Here is a 23,233-nt window from a genome sequence, read left to right on the forward strand (position 1 = left end):
CCTAAGCCCCCGTGATCACCTCTGCCGCCGCGAGGCCGCATACCCGTGCCGCGCCGTGCGTCGCGATGTGGAGGGAGCCCGTCGGGGCGGACTTGGGGACGCCCATTTCGACCACGATGGTGTCGGGGCGGGCGGACAGCAGGGTGGCCAGGGCCTCCGCCATCCACGCGTGGCGGTGGGCGTCGCGGACCACGGCCACGATGCGCCGCTCCCCCGCCTCGTTCAGCGCGAGCGCACCCGCGTCGGGGCCGGTGAAACTGCCCGTTTCCGTGCCCGGGAGCAGGCGGCGCAGCTCCGCGGCCACGCCCCACGGGGTCTCGTCGCCCACCGCGATGTTGGCCATCGGGGTGAAGGCGGCGACGAACGGAGCTTCGGTGAGCGGGGCCGCGTAGGACTCGCTCCGGGTGACCGTCAGGGCGCGGCGGGCCGCGACCAGGCCGATCTCGGTGCCGGGCGCGCCCCCCGAACTCTTGGTCGCGCCCGACACCGAAGTCCAGTCGGCCAGTGCACGGACGCGGGCTGCCGCGTCGGCGAGGCGTTCCTCGGAGAGCTCGCCCGCGCGGACCGCCCCGACCAGCGCGTCGCGCAGACGCAGGACCGTGTCGTCGTCCGCGAGGCCGCCGCCCACGCAGATCGCGTCGGCGCCCGCGGCGATGGCGAGGACGCTGCCGCGCTCGATGCCGTACGTGGCGGAGATGGCCTGCATCTCCATGCCGTCGGTGACGATCAGGCCGTCGTAGTTCAGTTCCTCGCGCAGGATGCCCGTCAGGATGCGGCGCGAGAGTGTTGCCGGGTACTCCGCGTCCAGGGACGGGACGAGGATGTGCGCGCTCATCACCGCACGCGAGCCCGCGGCGATCGCGGCCCGGAACGGCGCGAGGTCACGCGCCCGGAGCACCTCGGGGTCCACCCCGATGCGCGGCACGTCGTGGTGCGAGTCGACGGCGGTGTCGCCGTGCCCCGGGAAGTGCTTGGTGCAGGCGGCGACGCCCGCGGACTGCAGCCCCTCCACGTACGCGGCGGTGTGCCGGGCCACCAGGAGCGGGTCGGAGCCGAAGGACCGTACGCCGATGACGGGGTTGTCCGGGTTGGAGTTGACGTCGGCGGACGGCGCCCAGTTGAGGTTGACGCCGCACGCGGCGAGCCTGCGGCCCAGCTCGGCGGCCACGTCACGGGTGAGGCCCGTGTCGTCGACCGCGCCGAGCGCGTGGTTGCCGGGGAAGGAGGAGCCGGAGCGGACCTCGAGGCGGGTCACGTCACCGCCCTCCTCGTCGATGGCGACCAGGACGTCGTCACGCTCGGCACGCAACTCGGCCGTCAGGGCGGCCAGTTGTTCGGGCGAGGCGATGTTGCGGCCGAAGAGGCCGACCGAGGCGAGCCCTTCGCCGATCCTGCGCAGCAGCCAGTCCGGCGCGCTGGTCCCGACGAAGCCGGGCTGCAGGACCGTCAGGGCGTCGCGGGTCAAGGTGTCGGTGGGGCTGGTGAGTGTCGTCATATGGCGGTTATCCCTTCACGGCACCGTCGGTCAGACCGCTGACGGCCCTGCGCTGCAGGAAGACGAAGAGGACGAGGATCGGGATGGCGAAGAGCGAGGCGGCGGCCATGGTGGCGCCCCAGTCGTCGCCGAAGGCGGTCTGGAAGCCGGACAACCACACCGGGAGCGTCTTGGCCTCCGCCTCCTTGTTGAGGACAAGGACGAGCGGGAATTCGTTCCAGGCGGTGATGAAGCCGAACAGCGAGGTCGACATCAGGCCAGGTGCGAGCAGCGGCAGGATCACCCGGCGGAACGCCTGCATCCGTGAACAGCCGTCGACCATCGCCGACTCCTCCAGCTCGCGCGGCACCGCGGCGACGAAGCCGCGCAGCGTCAGGAGCGTGAAGGGCAGGATCATCACCATGTAGAAGAGGGTGAGGGGAACGAGGCTGTTCAGCATGTCGGCGTCACGCACGATGATGTAGATCGCGATGACCATGACCTCCCAGGGCGCCATCTGGGCCAGCATGAAGCCGATGATGAAGCCCTTGCGGCCCTTGAAGCGCATCCGGGCGAGCGCGAACGCCGACGCGAGGCCGATGATCAGCGAGAACACCACGGCGAGGACCGTGACGGTGAGGGAGTTGCCGACCATCGTCCAGAAGTGGTCGGCGTTCACGGCCGTCTTGAAGTGCTCGAACGTCGCGTCGGTCGGGAACCACACCGGGTCCTCGCTGATGATGTCGCCGGTCGGCTTGAAGGCCGTGGCGAACATCCAGTAGACCGGGAAGACGAAGCCGATGAAGAGTACGACGGCCACCGCGTTGGGCCAGATGCGGCCGAACCTCTTCGCGGCGGTACCAGAAGCAGTGCGCGTCACAGCTCGTCCTCCTCTTGCTTGAGCACGATCCGCAGGTAGAAGGCGGTCAGGGCCAGCAGGATGACGATGGTGAGCAGCGCGATGGCCGCACCCATGCCGAAGTGCTGGTTGCCCATGCCCTCGATGTAGGCGTAGACGGGCAGGATCTCGGTGAGCCGGTCCGGGCCGCCCTCGTTGAGCGCGAAGACCTGCGCGAACGCCTTGAAGACCCAGATGATCTCCAGGAAGGTCGTCGCGTAGAGGAAGGGCTTCAGGTACGGCAGCGTGACGTTCGTGAAGCGCTTCCAGGCGCCGGCGCCGTCCAGCGAAGCGGCTTCGTAGAGCTCCTTGGGGATGGTCGTCGTCGCGGCGTACAGGTTGATCGCCACGAAGGGGATCGACTGCCAGACGATCAGGGTGATGACCACGAAGAACGTGGAGTACTGGCTGCCCATCCAGTCGTAGTCGGCCATCGAGTGCCAGCCGGCCTTGTCCAGGACCCAGTTGACGACGCCGAAGCGCGTGGCGAACAGCCACTGGTAGACGGTCGTCGACGCGATGATCGGCATCGCCCAGGCGAGCACGAGTCCGATCAGCAGGAACGTCCGCATCCGCTTGCCGAGCCGGGCGAGCAGCAGACCCACCAGGGTGCCGATCAGCATGATCAGTACGACGTTGACCGCGGTGAACGCGATCGAGCGCCCTGTGACCCGCCAGAAGTCCTCGCCGCTGAGGACCTCCTTGTAGTTGTCGATCCCGTTCCACTCCGTGAGGTGGAGGATGAACTGCCTCATGTTGAGGTTCTGGAACGACAGGATCCCGTTGTTGACCAGCGGCCAGCCGAGGAACAGCAGGGTGGCAACGAGCGCAGGGAGCAGCAGCAGGTAGGGCGCGAGCGACCGGGCCCCCGTGCGGGGCTTACCCGGATCCGCCGGCCGACTGTCCGATTTCAGATCCTCCGTCGGGCCGGAGGGCGGCCGTTCGGTCTGCACGGTCATGCTTCGCCATCTCTTTCGTGGGCATCGCGGAACGCAGCGCTGAGCCGGGGCACCGGGCCCGGGGGCAGTGACACCCCGGGCCCGGAGTCCCCGGCGGGAGCGCGTCCTTACTGCTTCTGCGACAGGCGCTTGTTGAGCTCGCCCTCGACCGACTTGGCGGCCTCGTCGTTGGACTTACCGTTCAGGACCGCGGTCATGTAGTTCTTGATCGGGTTCGGCGGGTTCTCCACCGCGGCCCACTCCGGGATCAGCGGCGTGGTGCCGCCACCGGCGGTCGCGGGGGCCATGGCCTCGGCGGCCGGGTTGCCCTTGAGCTGGGCCTCCAGGGCCTGCTTGTTCGGGATGACGCCGCCTTCCTTGGCGAGCGCACCCTCGAACTTGTCGTTCAGCGCGATCTTCAGGAACTCCTTGGCGAGCTCCTGCTTCTTGCTGGTCGCGGCCACGGCGAGGTTCGAGCCGCCGAGGAAGACGCCCTCGGGCTTGTCGGCGGTGGCGCCCGGGATCGTGAAGTAGCCGATGTCCTTCTCGATCTTCGAGTTGGCCTTGATCGCGGTGGCGGCCTCCCAGCTCATGCCGATGAAGGCGCCGGTCTTGCCCTTGGCGAAGACCTCGGCCTGCTGCGGGGTGGCCTCGTCCTTGTTCTTGGGGGCCTTGGAGAGGTCCGCGAACTGCTTGTACGTCTTCATGGCCTTGGCGACCTTGGGATCGGTCAGGTTGGAGACGTACTTGTCGCCGTCCTTCTTGACCAGCTCGGCGCCCTCACCGATGGTCAGGCCGACGAAGTGGTACCAGTTCTGGCCCGGCAGGTAGATCGGCTCGGCGTCCGTCTTGGACTCGATCGTCTTGAGGTTCTTGAGGAACTCCGCGCGGGTCTTGGGCGTCTCCTTGATGCCCGCGTCGGCCCAGACCTTCTTGTTGTAGATGACGACACGGTTCAGGACGAACCACGGGGCGGCGTACTGCTTGCCGTCCACGACCGAGGACTTGTTGATCGACTCGGTCCAGTCGGCGCCGACCCCTTCCTTGAGGTCGCTGAGGTCGGCGAGGCCACCGGTCTTGGCGTACGCGGCGGTCTGGGTGTTGCCGATCTCGAAGACGTCCGGCGGGTTCTCCTCGGAGAGGGCCGTGGTCAGCTTCTGCTGGATGCCGTTCCACTGCTGGATCTCGAGCTTCAGCTTGGCGCCGGTCTTCTTCTCGAAGGCGGCCTTGACGTCCTTGGTCCAGCCGTCGGGCGTGGAGCCGTCCATCGCCCAGAGCGTCAGGGTCTCCCCCTTGAAGCCGTCCGCCCCGGTCTTCGCGTCGTCCTTGTCGTCGCTGCCACAGGCCGCGATCGAGACCAACATGCCCGCGACACCGATGGCCGCTATGAGCTTGCGCTTCACGTCACCCTCCTCAAGGGATGCGCCAGTCAACCCCCCACCCGCAGCGACCAAATGGACCGAGATCTGCCCGTGGGACTGGAACCTGGTCTTTAATGGTGTAGACCAGTACGGGGAGCTTGGCCTAGACCTTTAGGGGTGTCAAGGGTGTATAAGAAGGGCTGTCAGGTCCGTTATCGGACCGACACCTGAGCGGGCACAGTAAGCCCGGCCCGGTACGTGCCACGATGTGAGCCGCGACAGACGGAGGAGCCGGTGACGGCAGCAGGAAGGCGGGCCATGGGCACGGAGGCGGGGAGTACGGAAACCGAGGCGGGCACATCCCCGGCCCCGGAGACCGGCGCGGCCGCGGCAGTCGGCCGCACCGCACGCGTGCCCAAGTACTACCGCCTGAAGCGGCACTTGCTCGACATGACGGAGACCCTGCCGCCCGGCACCCCGGTCCCTCCGGAGCGCACCCTGGCCGCCGAGTTCGACACCTCGCGCACGACGGTGCGCCAGGCCTTGCAGGAGCTGGTCGTCGAGGGCCGCCTGGAGCGGATCCAGGGCAAGGGCACCTTCGTGGCCAAGCCGAAGGTCTCCCAGGCGCTGCAACTCACCTCGTACACCGAGGACATGCGGGCCCAGGGCCTCGAACCCACCTCGCAGCTCCTGGACATCGGGTACATCACCGCCGACGACACCCTCGCCGGTCTGCTCGACATCAGCACGGGCGGCCGGGTCCTCAGGATCGAGCGCCTGCGCCTTGCCAACGGCGAGGCGATGGCCATCGAGACGACGCACCTCTCGGCCAAGCGCTTCCCGGCCCTGCGCCGCTCCCTGGTGAAGTACACCTCGCTCTACACCGCGCTCGCCGAGGTGTACGACGTCCATCTCGCGGAGGCCGAGGAGACCATCGAGACCTCGCTCGCCACCCCGCGCGAGGCCGGCCTGCTCGGCACGGACGTGGGCCTGCCGATGCTGCTCCTGTCGCGGCACTCCCTGGACGGCGGCGGCCAGCCGGTGGAGTGGGTCCGCTCGGTCTACCGCGGCGACCGCTACAAGTTCGTGGCACGCCTCAAGCGCCCCACGGACTGACTCCCTCCTCCCAAAGGACCCTTCCGGGGTCTGGCGCAGATCACCGTGCTGCTCTACGTTCCTCCCGTCATCGCATGATGAACGGGAGGACGACCCGGTGCGCACTGCGAATCCCCGAACCATCGTCATCTGGACCCTCGTCGCGCTGGTCGGCGCCGCGGGCTGGACCGTACTCGCGCTCTCGCGCGACGAGGAGGTGTCGGCGGCCTGGATGGTGGCCGCGGCCCTCGGCTCGTACGCCATCGCCTATCGCTTCTACTCCAAGTTCATCGTCAACCGCGTCCTGAAGGTCGACAAGAAGCGGGCCACCCCGGCGGAGCGCCTGGACAACGGCATCGACTTCCACCCGACCGACCGCCGTGTCCTGCTCGGCCACCACTTCGCGGCGATCGCGGGCGCGGGGCCGCTGGTGGGGCCCGTCCTTGCCGCGCAGATGGGCTACCTGCCCGGCACCATCTGGATCATCGTCGGGGTGATCTTCGCGGGCGCCGTGCAGGACATGGTCGTCCTGTTCTTCTCCACGCGGCGCGACGGCAAGTCGCTCGGCCAGATGGCGCGCGAGGAGATCGGCCCCTTCGGAGGGGCCGCCGCGCTGCTCGCCGCGTTCGCCATCATGATCGTCCTGCTCGGGGTGCTCGCGCTCGTCGTCGTCAACGCGCTCGCGGACTCCCCCTGGGGCACCTTCTCCATCGCGATGACCATTCCGATCGCGCTCTTCATGGGCTTCTACCTGCGGATTCTTCGCCCAGGGCGGGTCAGCGAGGTCTCCCTCATCGGGATCACGCTGCTGCTCATCGCGCTCGTCGCCGGGCGCTGGGTCGCCGAGTCGTCCCTCGCGGACACGTTCACGCTGGCGCCTTCGACGCTGGTCATCTGGCTGGTGGCGTACGGATTCATCGCCTCGATCCTGCCGGTGTGGATGCTGCTCGCGCCGCGCGACTACCTCTCCACGTTCATGAAGATCGGCACGATCCTGCTGCTCGCGCTCGGCGTCGTCATCACGCTGCCGACGATGAAGATGGACCCGGTGACCGACTTCGCCTCACGCGGCGACGGGCCCGTGTTCGCCGGGTCGCTCTTCCCGTTCGTCTTCATCACCATCGCCTGTGGGGCCCTGTCCGGCTTCCACGCGCTGATCTCCTCCGGCACCACGCCGAAGATGGTGCAGAAGGAGACGCAGATCCGGATGATCGGCTACGGCTCCATGCTCATGGAGTCGTCGGTCGCGGTCATGGCGCTCGTCGCGGCGAGCATCATCGACCCCGGGCTGTACTTCGCGATGAACGCACCCGCGGGCGTCATCGGGGACAACGTCCAGGCCGCGAGCCAGGCGGTCGCGAACTTCGGGTACTCCATCTCCCCCGAGGATCTCGCGCAGGCCGCCAAGAACGTCGAGGAGTCCTCGCTGCTCTCGCGTACGGGAGGCGCGCCCACGCTCGCGGTCGGTGTCTCCGAGATCTTCTCGAAGGTCACCGGCGGCTCCATGAAGGCCTTCTGGTATCACTTCGCGATCATGTTCGAGGCGCTGTTCATCCTGACCGCGCTCGACGCGGGCACGCGCGTGGGCCGGTTCATGCTGCAGGACATGCTCGGCAACGTCTACAAGCCCTTCAAGAACGTCAGCTGGAAGCCCGGTCTCATCATCACGAGCGCGGTCGTCACCGGCCTGTGGGGCTACTTCCTGTGGGTGGGCGTCCACGAGCCGCTCGGCGGGATCAACCAGCTCTTCCCGATCTTCGGCATCTCCAACCAGCTCCTCGCCGCGGTCGCGCTCGCCGTCTGCACCGTGCTCCTGGTCAAGTCCGGACGCCTCAAGTGGGCCTGGATCACCGGCATTCCGCTCGCCTGGGACGCGACGGTGACGCTCACCGCGAGCTGGCAGAAGGTGTTCTCGAGCGACCCGCGCGTGGGCTTCTTCCAGCAGCGCTCGAACTACCAGGACGCCATCGACGCGGGCAAGATCCTGCCGCCCGCCAAGAACATGGACGACATGCACACCGTCGTCACCAACTCCACGGTGGACGGCGTCCTTTCGGCCGCGCTCGCCCTGCTCATCGTCATCGTGATCGTGGACGCGGCCCGCATCTGCGTGAAGCACGTCCGCAACCCGCAGGCGTCGAAGCTGAGCGAGGCCGAGTACGTGGAGTCGAAGCTGACCGCGCCCGCCGGGCTCATCGCGACCCCGGAGGAGAAGGCCGAGCTGGCGGCGGCCGAGGCCAGGTCCTCCGACGACGCGCAGGTCCCGTCGTGACGTGGGTGCTGCGGGGCCTGCGCTGGGTGCGGTGGTACGCGCGGGAGTTGACCGACGAGTCCGCCTACGACCGCTATGTGGAGCACGCGCAGAGGACGCATCCCGGGGCATCCGTCCCCTCCCGGAGGGAGTTCGAGCGAATGCGGACGGACCGCCAGGAGTCCGACCCCAGGCAGGGGTTCCGCTGCTGCTGAGCAGGCGCGTCGCCCCACCTGACATCCGTCCGGTATCCGGACGGGGGTTCCATAGATCAATCCTCTCGCCTAGATTTCCCGCACGTTAAAGGTGGGATAAGCGAGGGAGCGGAGCCGCGAAGTGTCAGATGCGCCTGAAGTGAGCAGACCGGTGATCACGCCGGTCCGCGTGGTCGTTGCCCTCTGTCTCGTCGCGCCGTTCGTGGCGATGCTCTGGGTGAGCTCCTACGCGAAGGTCGACCCGACCTTCATCGGCATCCCGTTCTTCTACTGGTACCAGATGCTGTGGGTGGTCATCTCCACCGCTCTCACCATGATCGCCTACAAGCTGTGGCAGCGTGACCAGCGCGCCCGCAAGGCCGAGCAGGCCCAGGGGGGTGCGACCCGATGAACGAGCTCGCAGCGGACACGGGCGGCGTCAACGGCATAGCGCTCGCCGTCTTCATCTTCTTCTTCGCCGCCGTCACGGCGATGGGCTTCCTGGCCGCGCGCTGGCGCAAGGCCGAAACCGAGAGCCTGGACGAATGGGGCCTGGGCGGGCGTTCGTTCGGCACCTGGGTCACGTGGTTCCTGCTCGGCGGCGACCTCTACACGGCGTACACCTTCGTGGCCGTCCCCGCGGCGGTCTACGCGGCGGGCGCGGCCGGCTTCTTCGCGGTGCCGTACACGATCCTCGTCTACCCGTTGATCTTCACCTTCCTGCCGCGCCTCTGGTCCGTGTCGCACAAGCACGGTTACGTGACCACCTCGGACTTCGTGCGCGGACGCTTCGGCTCCAAGGGCCTCTCGCTGGCCGTCGCGGTCACCGGCATCCTCGCCACGATGCCGTACATCGCGCTCCAGTTGGTCGGCATCCAGGCCGTGCTCGACGTCATGGGCATCGGCGGCGGTCCCGACACGAACTGGTTCATCAAGGACCTGCCGCTCCTGATCGCGTTCGCGGTGCTTGCCGCGTACACGTACTCGTCGGGTCTGCGCGCCCCCGCGCTGATCGCGTTCGTGAAGGACGGCCTGATCTACCTCGTCATCGCCGTCGCGATCATCTACATCCCGATCAAGCTCGGCGGCTTCGACGAGATCTTCCAGGCGGCGAACGAGAAGTTCTCGTCGGCGAACGAGGCCGCGGGCAAGCCCGTCGCGGGCCTCGCGCCGGGCCATGCCGGGCAGTGGACCTACGCCACGCTCGCGCTCGGCTCCGCGCTCGCGCTCTTCATGTACCCGCACTCGATCACGGCGACGCTCTCCTCCAAGAGCCGCAACGTGATCCGCCGCAACACCACGATCCTGCCGCTCTACTCCCTGATGCTGGGCCTGCTGGCGCTGCTCGGCTTCATGGCGATCGCGGCCGGGGTGAAGGTGGAGAACGGCCAGCTGGCGATCCCGCAGCTGTTCGAGAACATGTTCCCCGACTGGTTCACCGGCGTCGCGTTCGCGGCGATCGGCATCGGCGCGCTCGTCCCGGCCGCCATCATGTCCATCGCGGCCGCGAACCTCTTCACCAGGAACATCTACAAGGACTTCATCAAGCCGGACGCGACACCCGCGCAGGAGACCAAGGTCTCCAAGCTGGTCTCGCTCCTGGTGAAGGTCGGCGCGCTCGCCTTCGTCCTCACCATGGACAAGACGGTCGCGATCAACTTCCAGCTCCTGGGCGGCATCTGGATCCTGCAGACCATGCCCGCGCTCGTCGGCGGCCTGTTCACGCGGTGGTTCCACCGCTGGGCGCTGCTCGCGGGCTGGGCGGTCGGCATGGTCTACGGGACGGCCGCCGCGTACGGCGTCGCCTCGCCGACGCAGAAGCACTTCGGCGGCTCGTCCGACGAGATCCCGGGCATCGGCGAGATCGGCTACATCGGCCTCACGGCGTTCGTCCTGAACGTGGTGGTCACCGTGGTCATGACCTTCGTCCTGCGCGCCATGAAGGCCCCTGACGGCATCGACGAGACGTCTCCCGGCGACTACACGGCGGACGCGGGCGACCCGGGTGTCGTGGAGGAGCTGCCGCCGGCCACGGCGGGAGCGCCGGGCGGGCACTGAGCCCCTTCTGTACGTGCGTGACGCGGGCCGCCGGAGTCATCCGGCGGCCCGTTGTCGTGCCCGCGGCCTCACGGGGACTTGTAGAGCTGCGTCCGGACCCGCGCCGCCGCCTTGGTCGCCGAGGAGAGCGTCAGGTCCTTGTCGGTGCCCGCATCCACCAGGACGAGCACGCCGCCGACGCGCACCTCGGCCTTGTAGTAAGGGGTTCCGTCGTACTCGTCGCCGCCCTCGTGCCGCGTGGTCTCCAGGATCGCCTCGTCACCGAGGTCCGCCAGCTCCTCGACCACGTGATGCTCCTCGACCGGGGCCGCCTCGGTGTCGACGGTGACGGCGGGGCACGCCTTGATGAGCTGTCGGCGCAGCGCGACGTGGCGTTCGGCCCGCGCGTGCGGCATCGAGACCAGGCTCTGGGTCACGAAGGGATCTCCCTTGTCGGCCATCGCCCCGGGAAAGCCGCGAATGGCCTGGCCGGCACTGGCCCCCCGCATCCCGGAGAGCTCCCTGCTCGCCTTCGCGCCGGACTCGCAGGTGCCCCAGTCACCGCCCCCGTAATGCTGGTCGTAGGACCCCGTGGCGGCATCGAGCGCCTCGGCCCGCGGGCCCACGGCCTTCGCCGGAAGCAGCGCCGCCATCAGCTCCGCGTCCGTGAAAACTTTGCCGGGACCGGCGTCGCCGTCGACACCGGCGGCCGTGGTCCCCGGATGCCTCACGGGCTGCTCCCCGCCGTCCCCGCACCCGGCGACGAGCATCAGCAACGCCATCGCACAGCCCACGCCCCGCCCTCGCACGCCGTCTCCCCCTGTTCGACGATGAGTTCGGCCGCCACCCTAGGGGATACCCGCCCCGACACAAGATATGGGGCTGACGTTCGGAGCCAGCACAAGATGTATGCTCGTGCTCGCTGTCGCCGCAGGGGAATCCGGTGCAAGTCCGGAACTGTCCCGCAACGGTGTATGAGTACGCATTTGTCGTGCTCGCAAGTCCGAAGACCTGTCGACAGCGCACCCGTTCTGACCGGTCCGGGTGCCGACGACGTCCGGGCCTCGTGGAATGGGCTGGTGGACGCGGAGCGCAGCCCTGCCAAGGGTGGGCCCCCGTGTGTCACTCACCCCTCCCCAAGGCCCTGAGCCGAGCGAGGGAGTGCTCCACGTGACCATCGCGCCAGCCGAACCTGCGTCAGCGCAGACCACCGACGGTCAGCAGACCGCCGACGGCCCAGGAACCGCGCTGCTGCGTACCCTGACCGACCTCACCGCCGACCTCCCCGACGCCGACCCGGGCCGGGTCGCCGCCGCCGCGCTGCGGGGCCGCTCGGCCAACGCGGATCTGGCGGAACTGCGGGAGCTGGCGACCGAGGCCGCCGCCGGCCTCATCTCCGAGGACCCGACGTACTCGCAGCTGGCGGCCAGGCTCCTCAGCCTCAGCATCCGTGACGAGGCCGCGTCGCAGGGCGTGCGCAGCTTCTCCGAGTCGGTCGCCGTCGGGCACCGCGAGGGCCTGATCGCGGACCGCACCGCCGCGTTCGTCACCGATCACGCGGAGCGCCTCGACGGTCTCGTGGACGCCGCCCTGGAGGACGGCGCCGACTTCCGCTTCGGCTACTTCGGCCTGCGCACCCTGCACAGCCGCTACCTCCTTCGCCACCCGATCACCCGGCACGTCATCGAGACCCCGCAGCACTTCATGCTGCGCGTCGCGAGCGGCCTGGCGGAGGACGAGAGCACGCGCTCGGCGGACGAAGTCGCCTCCCTGTACCGCCTGATGAGCCGCCTGGACTACCTGCCGTCCTCGCCGACGCTCTTCAACTCCGGCACCCGGCACCCGCAGATGTCCTCCTGCTACCTCCTCGACTCCCCGCTGGACGAGCTGGACTCCATCTACGACCGCTACCACCAGGTCGCGCGCCTCTCCAAGCACGCGGGCGGCATCGGCCTCTCGTACTCCCGCGTCCGTGCCCGCGGTTCGCTGATCCGCGGCACGAACGGCCACTCCAACGGAATCGTGCCGTTCCTCAAGACGCTGGACGCCTCCGTCGCCGCCGTGAACCAGGGCGGCCGCCGCAAGGGCGCCGCCGCGGTCTACCTGGAGACCTGGCACTCCGACATCGAGGAGTTCCTGGAGCTGCGCGACAACACGGGTGAGGACGCGCGCCGCACGCACAACCTCAACCTCGCGCACTGGATCCCGGACGAGTTCATGCGCCGGGTCGCCGCCGACCAGGACTGGTCGCTGTTCTCGCCCGCCGACGTGCCCGAGCTCGTCGACCTGTGGGGCGACGAGTTCGACGCCGCCTACCGCAAGGCCGAGGCCGCCGGGCTCGCCCGCAAGACCATCCCGGCCCGCGAGCTGTACGGCCGCATGATGCGCACCCTGGCGCAGACCGGCAACGGCTGGATGACGTTCAAGGACGCCGCCAACCGCACCGCCAACCAGACGGCGGAGCCCGGCCACACCGTCCACTCCTCCAACCTCTGCACGGAGATCCTGGAGGTGACGGACGACGGCGAGACGGCCGTCTGCAACCTGGGTTCGGTGAACCTCGGCGCCTTCGTGGACACGGCCGCCGGTGACATCGACTGGGAGCGGCTCGACGAGACCGTCCGCACCGCCGTCACGTTCCTCGACCGCGTGGTCGACATCAACTTCTATCCGACCGAGCAGGCCGGGCGCTCCAACGCCAAGTGGCGCCCCGTGGGCCTCGGCGCGATGGGCCTCCAGGACGTCTTCTTCCAGCTGAAGCTGCCCTTCGACTCCCCCGCCGCGCGCGCCCTCTCGACGCGCATCGCCGAGCGGATCATGCTCGCCGCCTACGAGGCCTCCGCCGACCTCGCCGAACGCAACGGGCCGCTCCCGGCCTGGGAGAAGACCCGCACCGCACGCGGCGTCCTGCACCCCGACCACTACGGCGTCGAGCTGACCTGGCCGGAGCGCTGGGCCGCGCTGCGGGAACGTATCGCCACGACCGGTATGCGCAACTCGCTGCTGCTCGCCATCGCGCCGACCGCCACGATCGCGTCCATCGCGGGCGTGTACGAGTGCATCGAGCCGCAGGTCTCCAACCTCTTCAAGCGCGAGACGCTGAGCGGCGAGTTCCTCCAGGTCAACGCCTACTTGGTGGAGGAGCTGAAACGGCTCGGCGTCTGGGACGCGCAGACCCGCGAGGCGCTGCGCGAGTCCAGCGGCTCCGTGCAGGGCTTCAGCTGGATCCCGGCGGAGGTGCGCGAGCTCTACCGCACCGCGTGGGAGATCCCGCAGCGCGGCCTGATCGACATGGCCGCCGCGCGCACGCCGTTCCTGGACCAGGCGCAGTCCCTGAACCTGTTCCTGGAGACGCCGACCATCGGCAAGCTCTCCTCGATGTACGCCTACGCCTGGCAGCAGGGTCTCAAGACCACGTACTACCTGCGTTCGCGCCCGGCGACCCGCATCGCCCGCGCGGCGGCCGGCAACACCGCCGAGTCCGCTCCCGCCCCCGTACCCGCACAGGCCACGGCCGAAGAAGCCGTCGCCTGCTCCCTGGAAAACCCCGAGTCCTGCGAGGCCTGCCAGTAATGAGCTCCACCACCAACGCCGAGAAGAACCTCCTCGACCCGGGCTTCGAGCTGACCCTGCGTCCCATGCGCTACCCCGACTTCTACGAGCGCTACCGGGACGCGATCAAGAACACCTGGACCGTCGAGGAGGTCGACCTCCACTCGGACGTCGCCGACCTGGCGAAGCTGTCCCCGGGCGAGCAGCACATGATCGGCCGCCTGGTCGCGTTCTTCGCGACCGGTGACTCGATCGTCTCGAACAACCTCGTGCTCACGCTCTACAAGCACATCAACTCCCCCGAGGCGCGGCTCTACTTGAGCCGCCAGCTCTTCGAGGAGGCCGTGCACGTCCAGTTCTATCTGACGCTGCTCGACACCTATCTGCCCGACCCGGAGGACCGCGCCGCGGCTTTCGACGCGGTCGAGGAGATCCCCTCCATCCGCGAGAAGGCCGAGTTCTGCTTCAAGTGGATGGACTCCGTCGAGAAGATGGACCGTCTGGAGTCCAAGGCCGACCGGCGTCGCTTCCTGCTGAACCTGATCTGCTTCGCCGCGTGCATCGAGGGGCTCTTCTTCTACGGCGCCTTCGCCTACGTCTACTGGTTCCGCTCGCGCGGCCTGCTGCACGGCCTCGCGACCGGCACCAACTGGGTGTTCCGTGACGAGACGATGCACATGAGCTTCGCCTTCGACGTCGTCGACACCGTCCGCAAGGAGGAGCCGGAGCTCTTCGACGACGCACTGCAGACGCAGGTCACCGACATGCTCAAGGAGGCCGTCGAGGCCGAGCTGCAGTTCGCGCGCGACCTGTGCGGTGAGGGCCTGCCCGGCATGAACACCGACTCCATGCGCGAGTACCTGCAGTGCGTCGCCGACCAGCGGCTCCAGCGGCTCGGCTTCGCGCCGGTCTACGGCTCGTCAAACCCGTTCTCGTTCATGGAACTCCAGGGTGTCCAGGAGCTCACCAACTTCTTCGAGCGGCGCCCTTCGGCCTACCAGGTCGCGGTCGAGGGTTCGGTCTCCTTCGACGACGAGTTCTAGGACCTCCGACTCCCGTGAGCTGCGTGGGGCGCGGGGGGCCTCACGCAGCTCACGGTCGATCCTGCGGTCGTGTACGTACCCGACGAGCGAGGGTGCGGCAAGGAGGAGGAAGACGGTCAGGACGGTCGCGTATCCGAGGAATGCGTTCATGTCCTCACTGTCCTGCGCGCCGGACCCGGGCGTCAGTGGCAGGACTGCCACACACCATCGACTTACTGCCACTCCTGCGGCACACTGGCGGACATGCTGAAGGCCGGGACCCTGAAGAACGTGGCCGCCGTGCTGCTCGACGGCGTCAATCCCTTCGAACTCGGTGTCGTCTGCGAGGTGTTCGGGCTCGACCGGAGCGACTCGGGCCTTCCCGCGTACGACTTCGCGGTGGTCGCCGCGGAGAGCGGGCCGCTGAGCAACCACGCCGGGTTCTCGATCACCACTCCGTACGGCCTCGACCGGCTCGAAGAGGCCGACCTCATCACCGTTCCCGCGGGCCAGTCGTTCGTGGACCGCGTCTACCCCGAGGATCTGCTCGACGCCCTGCGCCGCGCGGTGGACCGCGGGGCCCGCGTCCTCTCCGTCTGCTCCGGCGTCTTCGTGCTCGGCGCCGCCGGGCTCCTGGACGGTCGCCGCTGCGCCGTGCACTGGCAGCACGCCACGGAACTCGCGGTGCGCTATCCGCGCGCCCGGGTCGAGCCCGACGTCCTGTACGTGGACGAGGGCCCGGTCGTCACGTCGGCCGGCACCGCCGCCGGGATCGACGCCTGCCTGCACATCGTGCGCCAGGCACACGGCACCGAAGTCGCCAACGCCATCGCCCGGCGCATGGTCGTACCGCCCCATCGCGACGGCGGGCAGGCCCAGTTCGTGGCGCGCCCGCTGCCGCGCACCGCGTGTGACACCGTGGGCGGGGTGCTCGCCTGGATGGAGCGCCATCTGGACACGGACATCACCGTCGAGCGGCTCGCCGAGCGCGCGCACATGTCGCCGCGCACCTTCGCGCGCCGCTTCCAGCAGGAGACCGGCACCACGCCCTACCGCTGGCTCCTGCGCCAACGCGTGCTCCTGGCGCAGGAGTTGCTCGAAGGCTCGGACGAGACGGTGGACGCCATCGCCGGGCGTGCCGGTTTCGGCAACGCGGCGGCGATGCGCCACCAGTTCCTGCGGGCGCTCGGCACCACGCCGAACGCCTACCGCCGTACCTTCCGCGGCCCTGCCGTCAGCGTCGCTCGGCCCGCAGGACCAGACGCTTCGGCTGTAGCGTGATGCCGATCTTCGTTTCGGCGTCGGTCTCCGCGACCGGCACCAGGTGCCACTTCGGGGCCACCGTCGCCAGGATGATGGCGAGTTCGGCCAGGCTGAAATGGTCGCCGGGGCACTTGCGGTTACCGGTACCGAACGGCATCATCGCGAACTCCGGTACGTCTTGCGCGCGTTCCGGATTCCAGCGGTCCGGGTCGAACCGCAGATGTTGCTCGAAGGAACGCGGATCGCGTTGCATCGCGTACACGCTGTAGACGATGTCGGCACCGGCCGGAATGCGGTAGCCACCCAGGCTGGTTTCTCCCACCGACCTGCGGGTGAATATCCAGGCCGCCGGTTGTATACGCATGGCCTCGGTGACGACATTCCGGGTGTGCGGAAGGTCCCCGAGGTCGGCGAATGTGATCTCCCGGTCCGGGGCGACGGCATTTACTTCTTCAACCAATCGCCTTTCCTGCTCGGGGTGTTCGGCCAGCAGATGGAAGGTCCATGCCAGGGTCGCCGCGATATTCTCGGCGCCCGCCACGACAAGGGAGATCACATGGTCGTGAACCTCCTGATCGCTGAGCAGCTGCCCTGATTCATCGCGCGCCCGCAGCATTTCGGCCAACAGGTCGTCCTGGTCCCCGCCCGCGGCCCTGCCTTCGGCGATGATCTCGTCGACCAGTGCGTGCAGATCGGCGAGCGCGGTCTGGAACCGACGGTTGCCCTGGGTCGGCACGCGGTACAGCGGTCCGACCGAAAGCACCATCCTGCGGTAGAGCCCCTCGAAGACGGTGTGCAGCGATTCGGCGATGCGGTCCGCCTTCTCACTGATCGCGTCGACCTCCAGGAGCGAGCGCGACACGACACGCACGGCGGTGCGGAACATCTCCGCGTTGATGTCGATCGTGTCGCCCGACCGCCAGCGCCCGGCCGTCGCCCGGGCCTCCTCCTCCATCACCTTGGCGTAGCCGGCGATCCGCTCGGGCCTGAACGCGGGCTGCATCATGCGCCGTTGACGCCGGTGCAGCTTGCCGTTGCTGGTCGCCACCCCCTTGCCGAGGAGCACTTCCAGGGTGTCCCAGAGGGGCCCTCCGACGACGTAGTCGGGGCTCCTGAGCAGCTGCCCGACCAGCTCCGGATCGCAGACCGCGTACGCCGTCTTGGGTCCCAGCCTGATGCGTACGAGATCACCGTGATCCCGTAGCGCGGCGAGGAAGCCGAGCGGGTCGCGCACCAGGTTCCAGGCGTGGCCGATGAGCGGGGCACCGCCGCTGACGAGCGGCGGAGTCACCGTCGCGGACATCGCGGATTCGACGCTCATTCCTCACCCACCAATTCAGTTTCGGCCAAGTCGCTCAATACCGCGTCGCTCACGTACGGGGGAATGGACCTGTCGTCCCAGCTGTCCACCCGATAGCGACCGGATTCGTGATGGAACCAATACACGGAAGAGAACCAGTTCCGCATGTTGGCGATGCACGATTCCAGCGCGTTCGAGAGCTCCCTGCCCTGCACGCTGCCGTCGGCCAATTGCCCGGCGAGACGGAGCACTTCTTTTTCTGCCACCAGGAAATCCGAAATGCATCGGGTGACCCGTCGGTGGACTTCCGACACCGCCTCTTCGAGGGAAAGCCCCTCGTGCTGGATCAGACTGATCCCGAGATTGTGCAGTTCATCTCCCGCGAGTTCTTTGGGGAGCGAGCACAGGTCGTTGTACCAGGCGGAGAAATCCTGCGTGGCGAGCGCCGCCCGCCGATATGCGGGATGCTTCCGCACGGTCGGCGGCAGCTCCTGTCGCGCCGTCGGCTCGAGCAGGTCGATCCACGTCCAGTGCGCGAACGTCAGCCTGCGCAGCTCGATGTAGGCCTCGACCGTCGGGACCGTTCCGGTTCTGCGATTCCTGAACTCCAGGTCGTACGCCTCGATCACGCTGTGGAAATGCCGCGCGAACCGGGCGTTCCAGCCCGCGCCGAGGTGCGAGTACAGCCGCAGGACGCAGTCCGCGAACCCCGCCACCAGGGGGTCACGGTGGTGCAGTTGCTGCCGGGGTGCCCGGAGTGTTTCGTGGAGCCCACGGCACAGTCGGCGCCACTGGGCGGCCCTGCCGTGCACCGAGTCGCGGTCGTGCCGGTCGTCCCACGCGAAGAACCAACTGCTGAGGTCGGCTATCGCGCTGAGCAACTCATCCGGCGCGCCAATGTAGTAGCCGGCCACCAGATCCGTGTAGCAGAGACTGTCCGCGTACCGCTCGACCTTGTCCGCGGGCATGAGGCGCATTTCGCGCAGCCACGTCCTGGACTTCTCCTGGAGCTGTGGCCAATACGGGTGCAGTTGGCGAGGAAACCCTGACTCGATCACCGGAAGCACCAACGCCGGTGGCACGGATACCACCCGTGCGTGTGTCTGTGTCGGTGAAATGCCATGTGAATATGCAGGCACGGACAAACCCCTCTCAGCCGCGTGAGGACGCACGCCCCTCCCGCCGTACCGGGCGCGCGCCGTTGCGTATCCCCGCGCTTTCCATTCAGCACCACAACTGACCGTTCAGGGAACAGATTTGCGCCATTCACTACCCCCCAGTGCCGAGAAAATCCCCTTACGTGACTGATTATGGATCACCAAGAGCCTGATTTGATCGCACAGTTGACCGGTGTGGGTCGGTTCATGCGAACGGCCCCTGGCCGGGAAGCAGTTCCCGGCCAGGGGCCGCAGGTGACTCGCGGTGCGCGCGAGTCCGGAGTCGACTAGGCGTTCGGCACGACGGGGTAGCGCGGGGTGCCCTCTTCCATCTGCCGCAGCGCGTCCTTGCGGTCACGCTTGGACAGGCGGTCGATGTAGAGGTAGCCGTACAGGTGGTCCGTCTCGTGCTGGAGGCAGCGGGAGAAGTAGCCGGTGCCCCGCACCTTGATGGGGTTGCCCTTCTCGTCCCGGCCGGTGACCTCGGCGAAGTCCGGGCGGGCCAGCTCGGCGTAGGCCGTGGGCACGGAGAGGCAGCCCTCGTTCGAGTCGTCCAGGCGGCGCCGCTCCGCGGGGAGCTCACGCACGACGGGGTTGCAGACCACGCCGACGTGCCGCCTGCCCTCGTCGTCCATGCAGTCGTAGACGAAGACCTTCAGGTCGACGCCGATCTGGTTGGCGGCCAGGCCCACGCCCTCGGCGGTCCGCTGGCTGGCGAACATGTCGGCGACGAGCTGCTCGAGCTCGGCGTCGAAGGCGGTGACGTCCTTGCACTCCTTGTGCAGCACGGGGTTGCCGACGACCGTGATGGGCCGGGACGTGCCGCGCTCGCGGTAGGCCGTCTCCCGCTCCTCGCAGTCCTCCGTGTCGATGACGAAGCCCTCGTCGTCTACGGGGAGGACCCCGCCCGAGGCCTGCTGCTCAGTGTCCTGCGCCATTGTCCGACGTACGCCTTCCTGGGAACCCACAAGAGATGGTGCCCGTACAGCCTACGGCCAGGAGTCAGCAGACCTCTTCCAGATCCCGCCAGTCGCGGGAGTCCGGACTGTCCGCGACCCAGCCGTCGAGCAGCCCGCGCACCAGGGCGGCGGGCGCCGCGATGCCGCACTCGCGCTCGGGCACCCACAGGGCGCCGGGGCTGCGGTGGCCGAGCGGCCCGGGGTGGCCCGGCTCGCTGTGGTCGTGCGGGTCCAGGTGCTCGCCGTCGCCCTCGTCGCTCGGCATGCGGCTCTCGGAGCACATCCGGCAGAGCAGCCGCACGGACGAGGACCAGTCCTCGGCGGCGAAGCCCGCGTCCGCGGCGAGCTTCTCCAGGGCGTCCCGGTCGTCCTCGGTGGCGGCCTCCAGAAGGACCACCCAGGTCGGGACGGGTGAGGGAGCCCACAGCTCGATCTCGTCGAAGACGGGATACGAGTCCCCCGCCCCCGTCGTCCGCTCGCCGTGCGGAACGCCGTCGTGCAGCACGACCTCGCCCCAGCGGCGACCGGAGGAGGGCAGCGGGATGGAGAGCACCTCGATGCGCGCGGGGTCGAGCCTGCGCCCCCACACGACCTCGGCCTCGCCTTCGGGCGAGAGCCGCACGGCGGCGCTGCCGAGATCCATGCCGGTGGGCTCCCCGGAGGCAGCCACCCCGCCGGGCACCTTCAGGCCGTACGCCTGCCAGGCGCGCCGGGCGAGCGGCCAGTCCTGCAGGGCGGTGGCGGCGATTCCCACGTTCCACCAGTCGGGGGCGCCCGCCGACCGGTCGAGCAGCGCGACGGCCCGCAGGCCCGCGGCCCGTGCCTGCTCCCAGTCGTGCCGGAACTTGTGGAGCAGCGCGAGGTTGAACCAGGACTCCGAGAGCCACGGCTCGAGATCCGCCGCGCGGGTAAGGAGTGCGCCCGCGTCCTCGTACCGCCCGTCGCCGATCAGCGTGAAGGCGCGGTCGGTGGCCTGCCGCCATGAGGCGGAGGGCCGGTGCCGTCCCTTGCCGAAGATCCTCACGATTCCCGCCTGCCGATGCATAAGTTCCTGTGTTCCGCTGTGCCCGAGGGCCCTCTTCGCATCCAACCACGTACGGTCGGACGGCCGCTCATTACCCATGGGTTACCCAACCGACGGCAAGCTATGACCGCCCCGCGCAAGCACCCGGGCCAGGGCTTCCACCACTTCGGGCTGGTAGTCGCGGCCGGTGCCCAGGCGAAGCCGCTCCAGAGCGTTGAGAGGGCCTCCGGGACCTTCTCCCCTGGCCATCTCGTCGTACGCGTTGGCGGCCCGCACAATACGGGCGGTGAGCGGCTGATCGCGGTACGGGTCGGCCTGCCGCTCCACGACCACGGCGACGTCGCCCTTCACCCCCGTCTGACGCACGACGGCGCCCCCGAGCAGGGCGATCCGCCGCTGTTCCGCGTCCGGCAGGGCGGCGGTGGCGCCCGCGGGCACGGGGTCGACGAGGGAGAGCTGCCCGATGTCGTGCATCAGGGCCGCGTACTCGAGGACGGCCAGGTCCGGCGCGGAAAGCCCCAGCTCACGCCCGACGGCCCGGCTGAGCGCGGCCACGCGGCGGGCATGGCCTTGGGGGGTGTACCCGGCGATCTCGGTGGACCGGGCTAGCGAGGTGATGGTCTGCCGGTAGGTGGTCCGCACCGCCGCGTACCGCCCGAAGGACAGCTGGGTCAGGAGCAGCGGCAGGCTGAACACCGGCAGCGCCCAGAGCCCCGCCACGGCCACCGCGAGCGCCATGACGGCTCCGGTGGCGCAGACGGCGGACCCGATGCCGAGCATGGCCCGCAGCTCGTCGCGCAGCAGCGGTCCGAAGGGCCAGCGGGTGCGCGCGTGCGCCATGGCCGCGGCGAGCACGGCGTCGCAGAGCGCGGTCAGGACGAGCAGCGCCACGATGACGGCGGCGAAGCCGGGCCCCTGGCCCACCCACTCCCCCAACTTCCCCGCGTTGTAGAGCGGTTGGAAGCAGGCGGCGGCGAATCCCACGGTGAGCACGCGCCGGGCCACGTGGTCGAGGGCCGGCCCCCTGCCGAGCGCCACGTGCGGCACGGCCCCGACGAGCGCGGCCGCCACGACCACGGCGATCACCTGGAAGACGCCGTGGTGCGTGGCCTGCCCGCCGGCCTCCCCGAGCAGCGCGTACGCCAGCGCCCCTGCCGCCCCGAGCGGCGCGGGCTCCCGGTCGCTGCCGCCCGCACCCCACCGGGCCAGCTCCCCCACGGCGACGAGCCCTCCGAAGGCGAGCGCGATGCCCCCTTCGGCGACCCCGTGCCAGAGGGTCCAGCCGAGGGCGATGAGAGTAAGGGCCGCGGCAGAGCCGTAGACGGCCCTCACCGTGGCGCCGTTCCAGGGGCCGCGGGGACACCGGGCACCCCCTGGCGGGGCCCCGGCACCTCGCCGGTGTCCGCGGTGACCGCCGGGTGCCACCCGTACCGGTCGAGCGCCTGCCGCAAGGCGGTGACCATCACGGGGTCGAACTGCGACCCGGCGCACCGGGACAGCTCGGCCACGGCGGCCGCGACGGGCCGTCCCCGCCGGTAGGACCGCGTGGACGTCATGGCGTCGAAGGCGTCCGCGACGGCCACCACCCTGGCGAACTCCGGGATCTGCCGTCCGACGAGCCCGTAGGGGTATCCGCTCCCGTCGATCCGCTCGTGGTGGTGGAGGATCGCCGCCCGTGCCTCCCCGAGGAAGCCGATCCCGCGCACCATCTCGTGCCCGTACTCGGGATGCAGCTCGATGACCCGCCGTTCCTCGGGGGTCAGCGGCCCGTCCTTGCGCAGCAGCCGGGTCGGTACGCCCAGCTTGCCGACGTCGTGCAGGATTCCCGCGAAGCGCAGGCTCTCCACCCGCTCGTCCGCCATCCCCAGCTCCCGAGCGATCATCACGGAGGCCCGTCCCACGCGCTCACTGTGCCCGCGGGTGTAGCGGTCCTTGATGTCGACGGCCTGCACGAGCGCCCGGATGGTGGCCTGGTGGGCGGCGCGCTCCCGGTGGTACTGCGCGAAGACCCAGCAGGACACCCCCATCGGGAGCAGCACCAGGAGCGCGGCGAGCGGCCCGTACGGACTGCGCCACAGCACGGCCATCATCAGGCCCGCGAGGCCGTGCACGGCAACCGGCGCGAACGACCGCAGGAAGAGCCCGCGCCACGCGCTGCGCACGGGCACCCGTTCCGCCGTGGCGAGGATGCCACCGTCCAGGGCGGTCAGTACGACGGAGAAGGCGAGGACGGCGGCTCCCGCGGGCACGAGCGCGTACGGAAAGTCGGGCGCGGCCACGGCCTCGCGCCCGCCGAGGGCATCGTGCGTCCACGCGGCGGCCCAGGCCGCCAGGGCGAGTTGGGACGCACGCCAGAGCCTGCGCACCCACCGGGGGCGCCGCTCGACGCGGGCGAGCAGCGCGCCCGGCACCGCGACGAGCGCGGCGGCCGCGGGCGGCAGCAGGAAGACGGCGGCGAGCAGCACGGGGAAGAAGGTGCCGAGGCCGTTGGCCGGGGCGCCGGCACGGCGGCCGATGATCCGGCAGCGTGTGATCTGCTCGCACCCGGCGTAGAGCGCGGCGAGCAGCGCGAGCGCGGCCCACGGCGTGCGCGAGCCCGGTGCGGGCGCGGCGCAGGCGGCGCCGGCCAGGGCGACGCACAAGACGTAGGCGCGCGCCCATGGAGCGATGGACCGCATGGCGCTGCCTCCTCCCCCGCGACCGTCCTC

19 protein-coding genes and 1 riboswitch are annotated in these 23,233 nt (G+C 69.4%); of the genes, 8 read left to right on the top strand and 11 right to left on the bottom strand.

Annotated features, from left to right (window positions below; genetic code table 11):
• Position 1: 1 nt before the first annotated feature.
• The 4 genes from ACWD02_RS08830 to ACWD02_RS08845 all read right to left on the bottom strand — a co-directional run bounded on the left by ACWD02_RS08830 (position 2) and on the right by ACWD02_RS08845 (position 4,713).
• Complete coding sequence (locus ACWD02_RS08830) at positions 2-1,495, bottom strand: glycoside hydrolase family 3 protein (protein WP_451206345.1); 1,494 nt, start codon at positions 1,493-1,495, stop codon at positions 2-4.
• Between the two features lie 7 nt (positions 1,496-1,502).
• On the bottom strand, positions 1,503-2,309 hold the full coding sequence (locus ACWD02_RS08835; RefSeq protein ID WP_451207424.1) for a carbohydrate ABC transporter permease: 807 nt from the start codon (positions 2,307-2,309) through the stop codon (positions 1,503-1,505).
• Between the two features lie 41 nt (positions 2,310-2,350).
• Positions 2,351-3,331 carry a carbohydrate ABC transporter permease gene (locus ACWD02_RS08840; protein ID WP_451206348.1) on the bottom strand — a complete coding sequence of 327 codons (981 nt, stop codon included), beginning with the start codon at positions 3,329-3,331 and terminating at the stop codon, positions 2,351-2,353.
• Positions 3,332-3,438: 107 nt separating this feature from the next.
• A complete protein-coding gene (locus ACWD02_RS08845) occupies positions 3,439-4,713 on the bottom strand; it encodes an extracellular solute-binding protein (protein ID WP_451206351.1) in 1,275 nt (424 codons plus the stop codon).
• 276 nt (positions 4,714-4,989) lie between these two features.
• On the opposite strand from ACWD02_RS08845, the gene ACWD02_RS08850 reads away from it, so the two are divergent.
• The 5 genes from ACWD02_RS08850 (at position 4,990) to mctP (ending at position 10,269) form a co-directional block, all read left to right on the top strand.
• Positions 4,990-5,787 carry a GntR family transcriptional regulator gene (locus ACWD02_RS08850; protein ID WP_451207427.1) on the top strand — a complete coding sequence of 266 codons (798 nt, stop codon included), beginning with the start codon at positions 4,990-4,992 and terminating at the stop codon, positions 5,785-5,787.
• Between the two features lie 97 nt (positions 5,788-5,884).
• Positions 5,885-8,038, top strand: a complete 2,154-nt coding sequence (locus tag ACWD02_RS08855) for a carbon starvation CstA family protein (RefSeq protein WP_451206354.1) — start codon at positions 5,885-5,887, stop codon at positions 8,036-8,038.
• Entirely contained in the window at positions 8,035-8,232 is a 198-nt protein-coding gene (locus ACWD02_RS08860; RefSeq protein WP_367044888.1) for a YbdD/YjiX family protein, read from the top strand. Before ACWD02_RS08855 ends, ACWD02_RS08860 begins: the two co-directional genes overlap by 4 nt.
• A gap of 121 nt (positions 8,233-8,353) precedes the next feature.
• Entirely contained in the window at positions 8,354-8,623 is a 270-nt protein-coding gene (locus tag ACWD02_RS08865; protein ID WP_451206358.1) for a DUF3311 domain-containing protein, read from the top strand.
• Positions 8,620-10,269 carry a monocarboxylate uptake permease MctP gene (gene mctP, locus ACWD02_RS08870; protein ID WP_451206362.1) on the top strand — a complete coding sequence of 550 codons (1,650 nt, stop codon included), beginning with the start codon at positions 8,620-8,622 and terminating at the stop codon, positions 10,267-10,269. The genes ACWD02_RS08865 and mctP overlap by 4 nt, the downstream gene beginning before the upstream one ends.
• Before the next feature lie 68 nt (positions 10,270-10,337).
• Here mctP and ACWD02_RS08875 read toward each other — a convergent pair whose 3' ends face one another.
• The gene (locus tag ACWD02_RS08875; protein ID WP_451206366.1) at positions 10,338-10,979 is read right to left on the bottom strand and encodes a hypothetical protein; all 642 of its coding nucleotides are present in this window, start codon (positions 10,977-10,979) and stop codon (positions 10,338-10,340) included.
• Positions 10,980-11,157: 178 nt separating this feature from the next.
• Positions 11,158-11,281, top strand: a riboswitch (cobalamin riboswitch).
• 137 nt (positions 11,282-11,418) lie between these two features.
• Here ACWD02_RS08875 and ACWD02_RS08880 point away from each other — a divergent pair.
• The 3 genes from ACWD02_RS08880 to ACWD02_RS08890 all read left to right on the top strand — a co-directional run bounded on the left by ACWD02_RS08880 (position 11,419) and on the right by ACWD02_RS08890 (position 16,103).
• Positions 11,419-13,821 carry a ribonucleoside-diphosphate reductase subunit alpha gene (locus ACWD02_RS08880; RefSeq protein WP_451206369.1) on the top strand — a complete coding sequence of 801 codons (2,403 nt, stop codon included), beginning with the start codon at positions 11,419-11,421 and terminating at the stop codon, positions 13,819-13,821.
• Entirely contained in the window at positions 13,821-14,843 is a 1,023-nt protein-coding gene (locus ACWD02_RS08885; protein WP_365820383.1) for a ribonucleotide-diphosphate reductase subunit beta, read from the top strand. The genes ACWD02_RS08880 and ACWD02_RS08885 overlap by 1 nt, the downstream gene beginning before the upstream one ends.
• Positions 14,844-15,086: 243 nt before the next feature.
• Positions 15,087-16,103: a helix-turn-helix domain-containing protein gene (locus ACWD02_RS08890; protein ID WP_451206372.1), complete on the top strand. Its 1,017-nt coding sequence runs from the start codon at positions 15,087-15,089 to the stop codon at positions 16,101-16,103.
• On the opposite strand, the gene ACWD02_RS08895 is transcribed toward ACWD02_RS08890, so the two are convergent.
• From ACWD02_RS08895 to ACWD02_RS08920, 6 genes are all read right to left on the bottom strand, one after another.
• A complete protein-coding gene (locus ACWD02_RS08895) occupies positions 16,057-17,406 on the bottom strand; it encodes a bifunctional albaflavenone monooxygenase/terpene synthase (RefSeq protein ID WP_451206374.1) in 1,350 nt (449 codons plus the stop codon). The genes ACWD02_RS08890 and ACWD02_RS08895 overlap by 47 nt on opposite strands.
• Positions 17,403-18,524 (bottom strand): epi-isozizaene synthase, encoded by a 1,122-nt coding sequence (gene cyc1, locus ACWD02_RS08900; protein WP_451207429.1) that lies wholly within the window; start codon positions 18,522-18,524, stop codon positions 17,403-17,405. The genes ACWD02_RS08895 and cyc1 overlap by 4 nt, the downstream gene beginning before the upstream one ends.
• A 305-nt stretch (positions 18,525-18,829) precedes the next feature.
• Positions 18,830-19,480: a peptide deformylase gene (gene def, locus ACWD02_RS08905; protein ID WP_451206377.1), complete on the bottom strand. Its 651-nt coding sequence runs from the start codon at positions 19,478-19,480 to the stop codon at positions 18,830-18,832.
• Between the two features lie 64 nt (positions 19,481-19,544).
• On the bottom strand, positions 19,545-20,525 hold the full coding sequence (locus ACWD02_RS08910; protein ID WP_351163657.1) for a tetratricopeptide repeat protein: 981 nt from the start codon (positions 20,523-20,525) through the stop codon (positions 19,545-19,547).
• Positions 20,526-20,627: 102 nt separating this feature from the next.
• Entirely contained in the window at positions 20,628-21,857 is a 1,230-nt protein-coding gene (locus ACWD02_RS08915) for an HD-GYP domain-containing protein (protein WP_451206380.1), read from the bottom strand.
• Positions 21,854-23,203 carry an HD-GYP domain-containing protein gene (locus ACWD02_RS08920; protein ID WP_451206383.1) on the bottom strand — a complete coding sequence of 450 codons (1,350 nt, stop codon included), beginning with the start codon at positions 23,201-23,203 and terminating at the stop codon, positions 21,854-21,856. The genes ACWD02_RS08915 and ACWD02_RS08920 overlap by 4 nt, the downstream gene beginning before the upstream one ends.
• Positions 23,204-23,233 lie beyond the last annotated feature (30 nt).

This window comes from Streptomyces sp. NPDC002853, assembly GCF_053591915.1.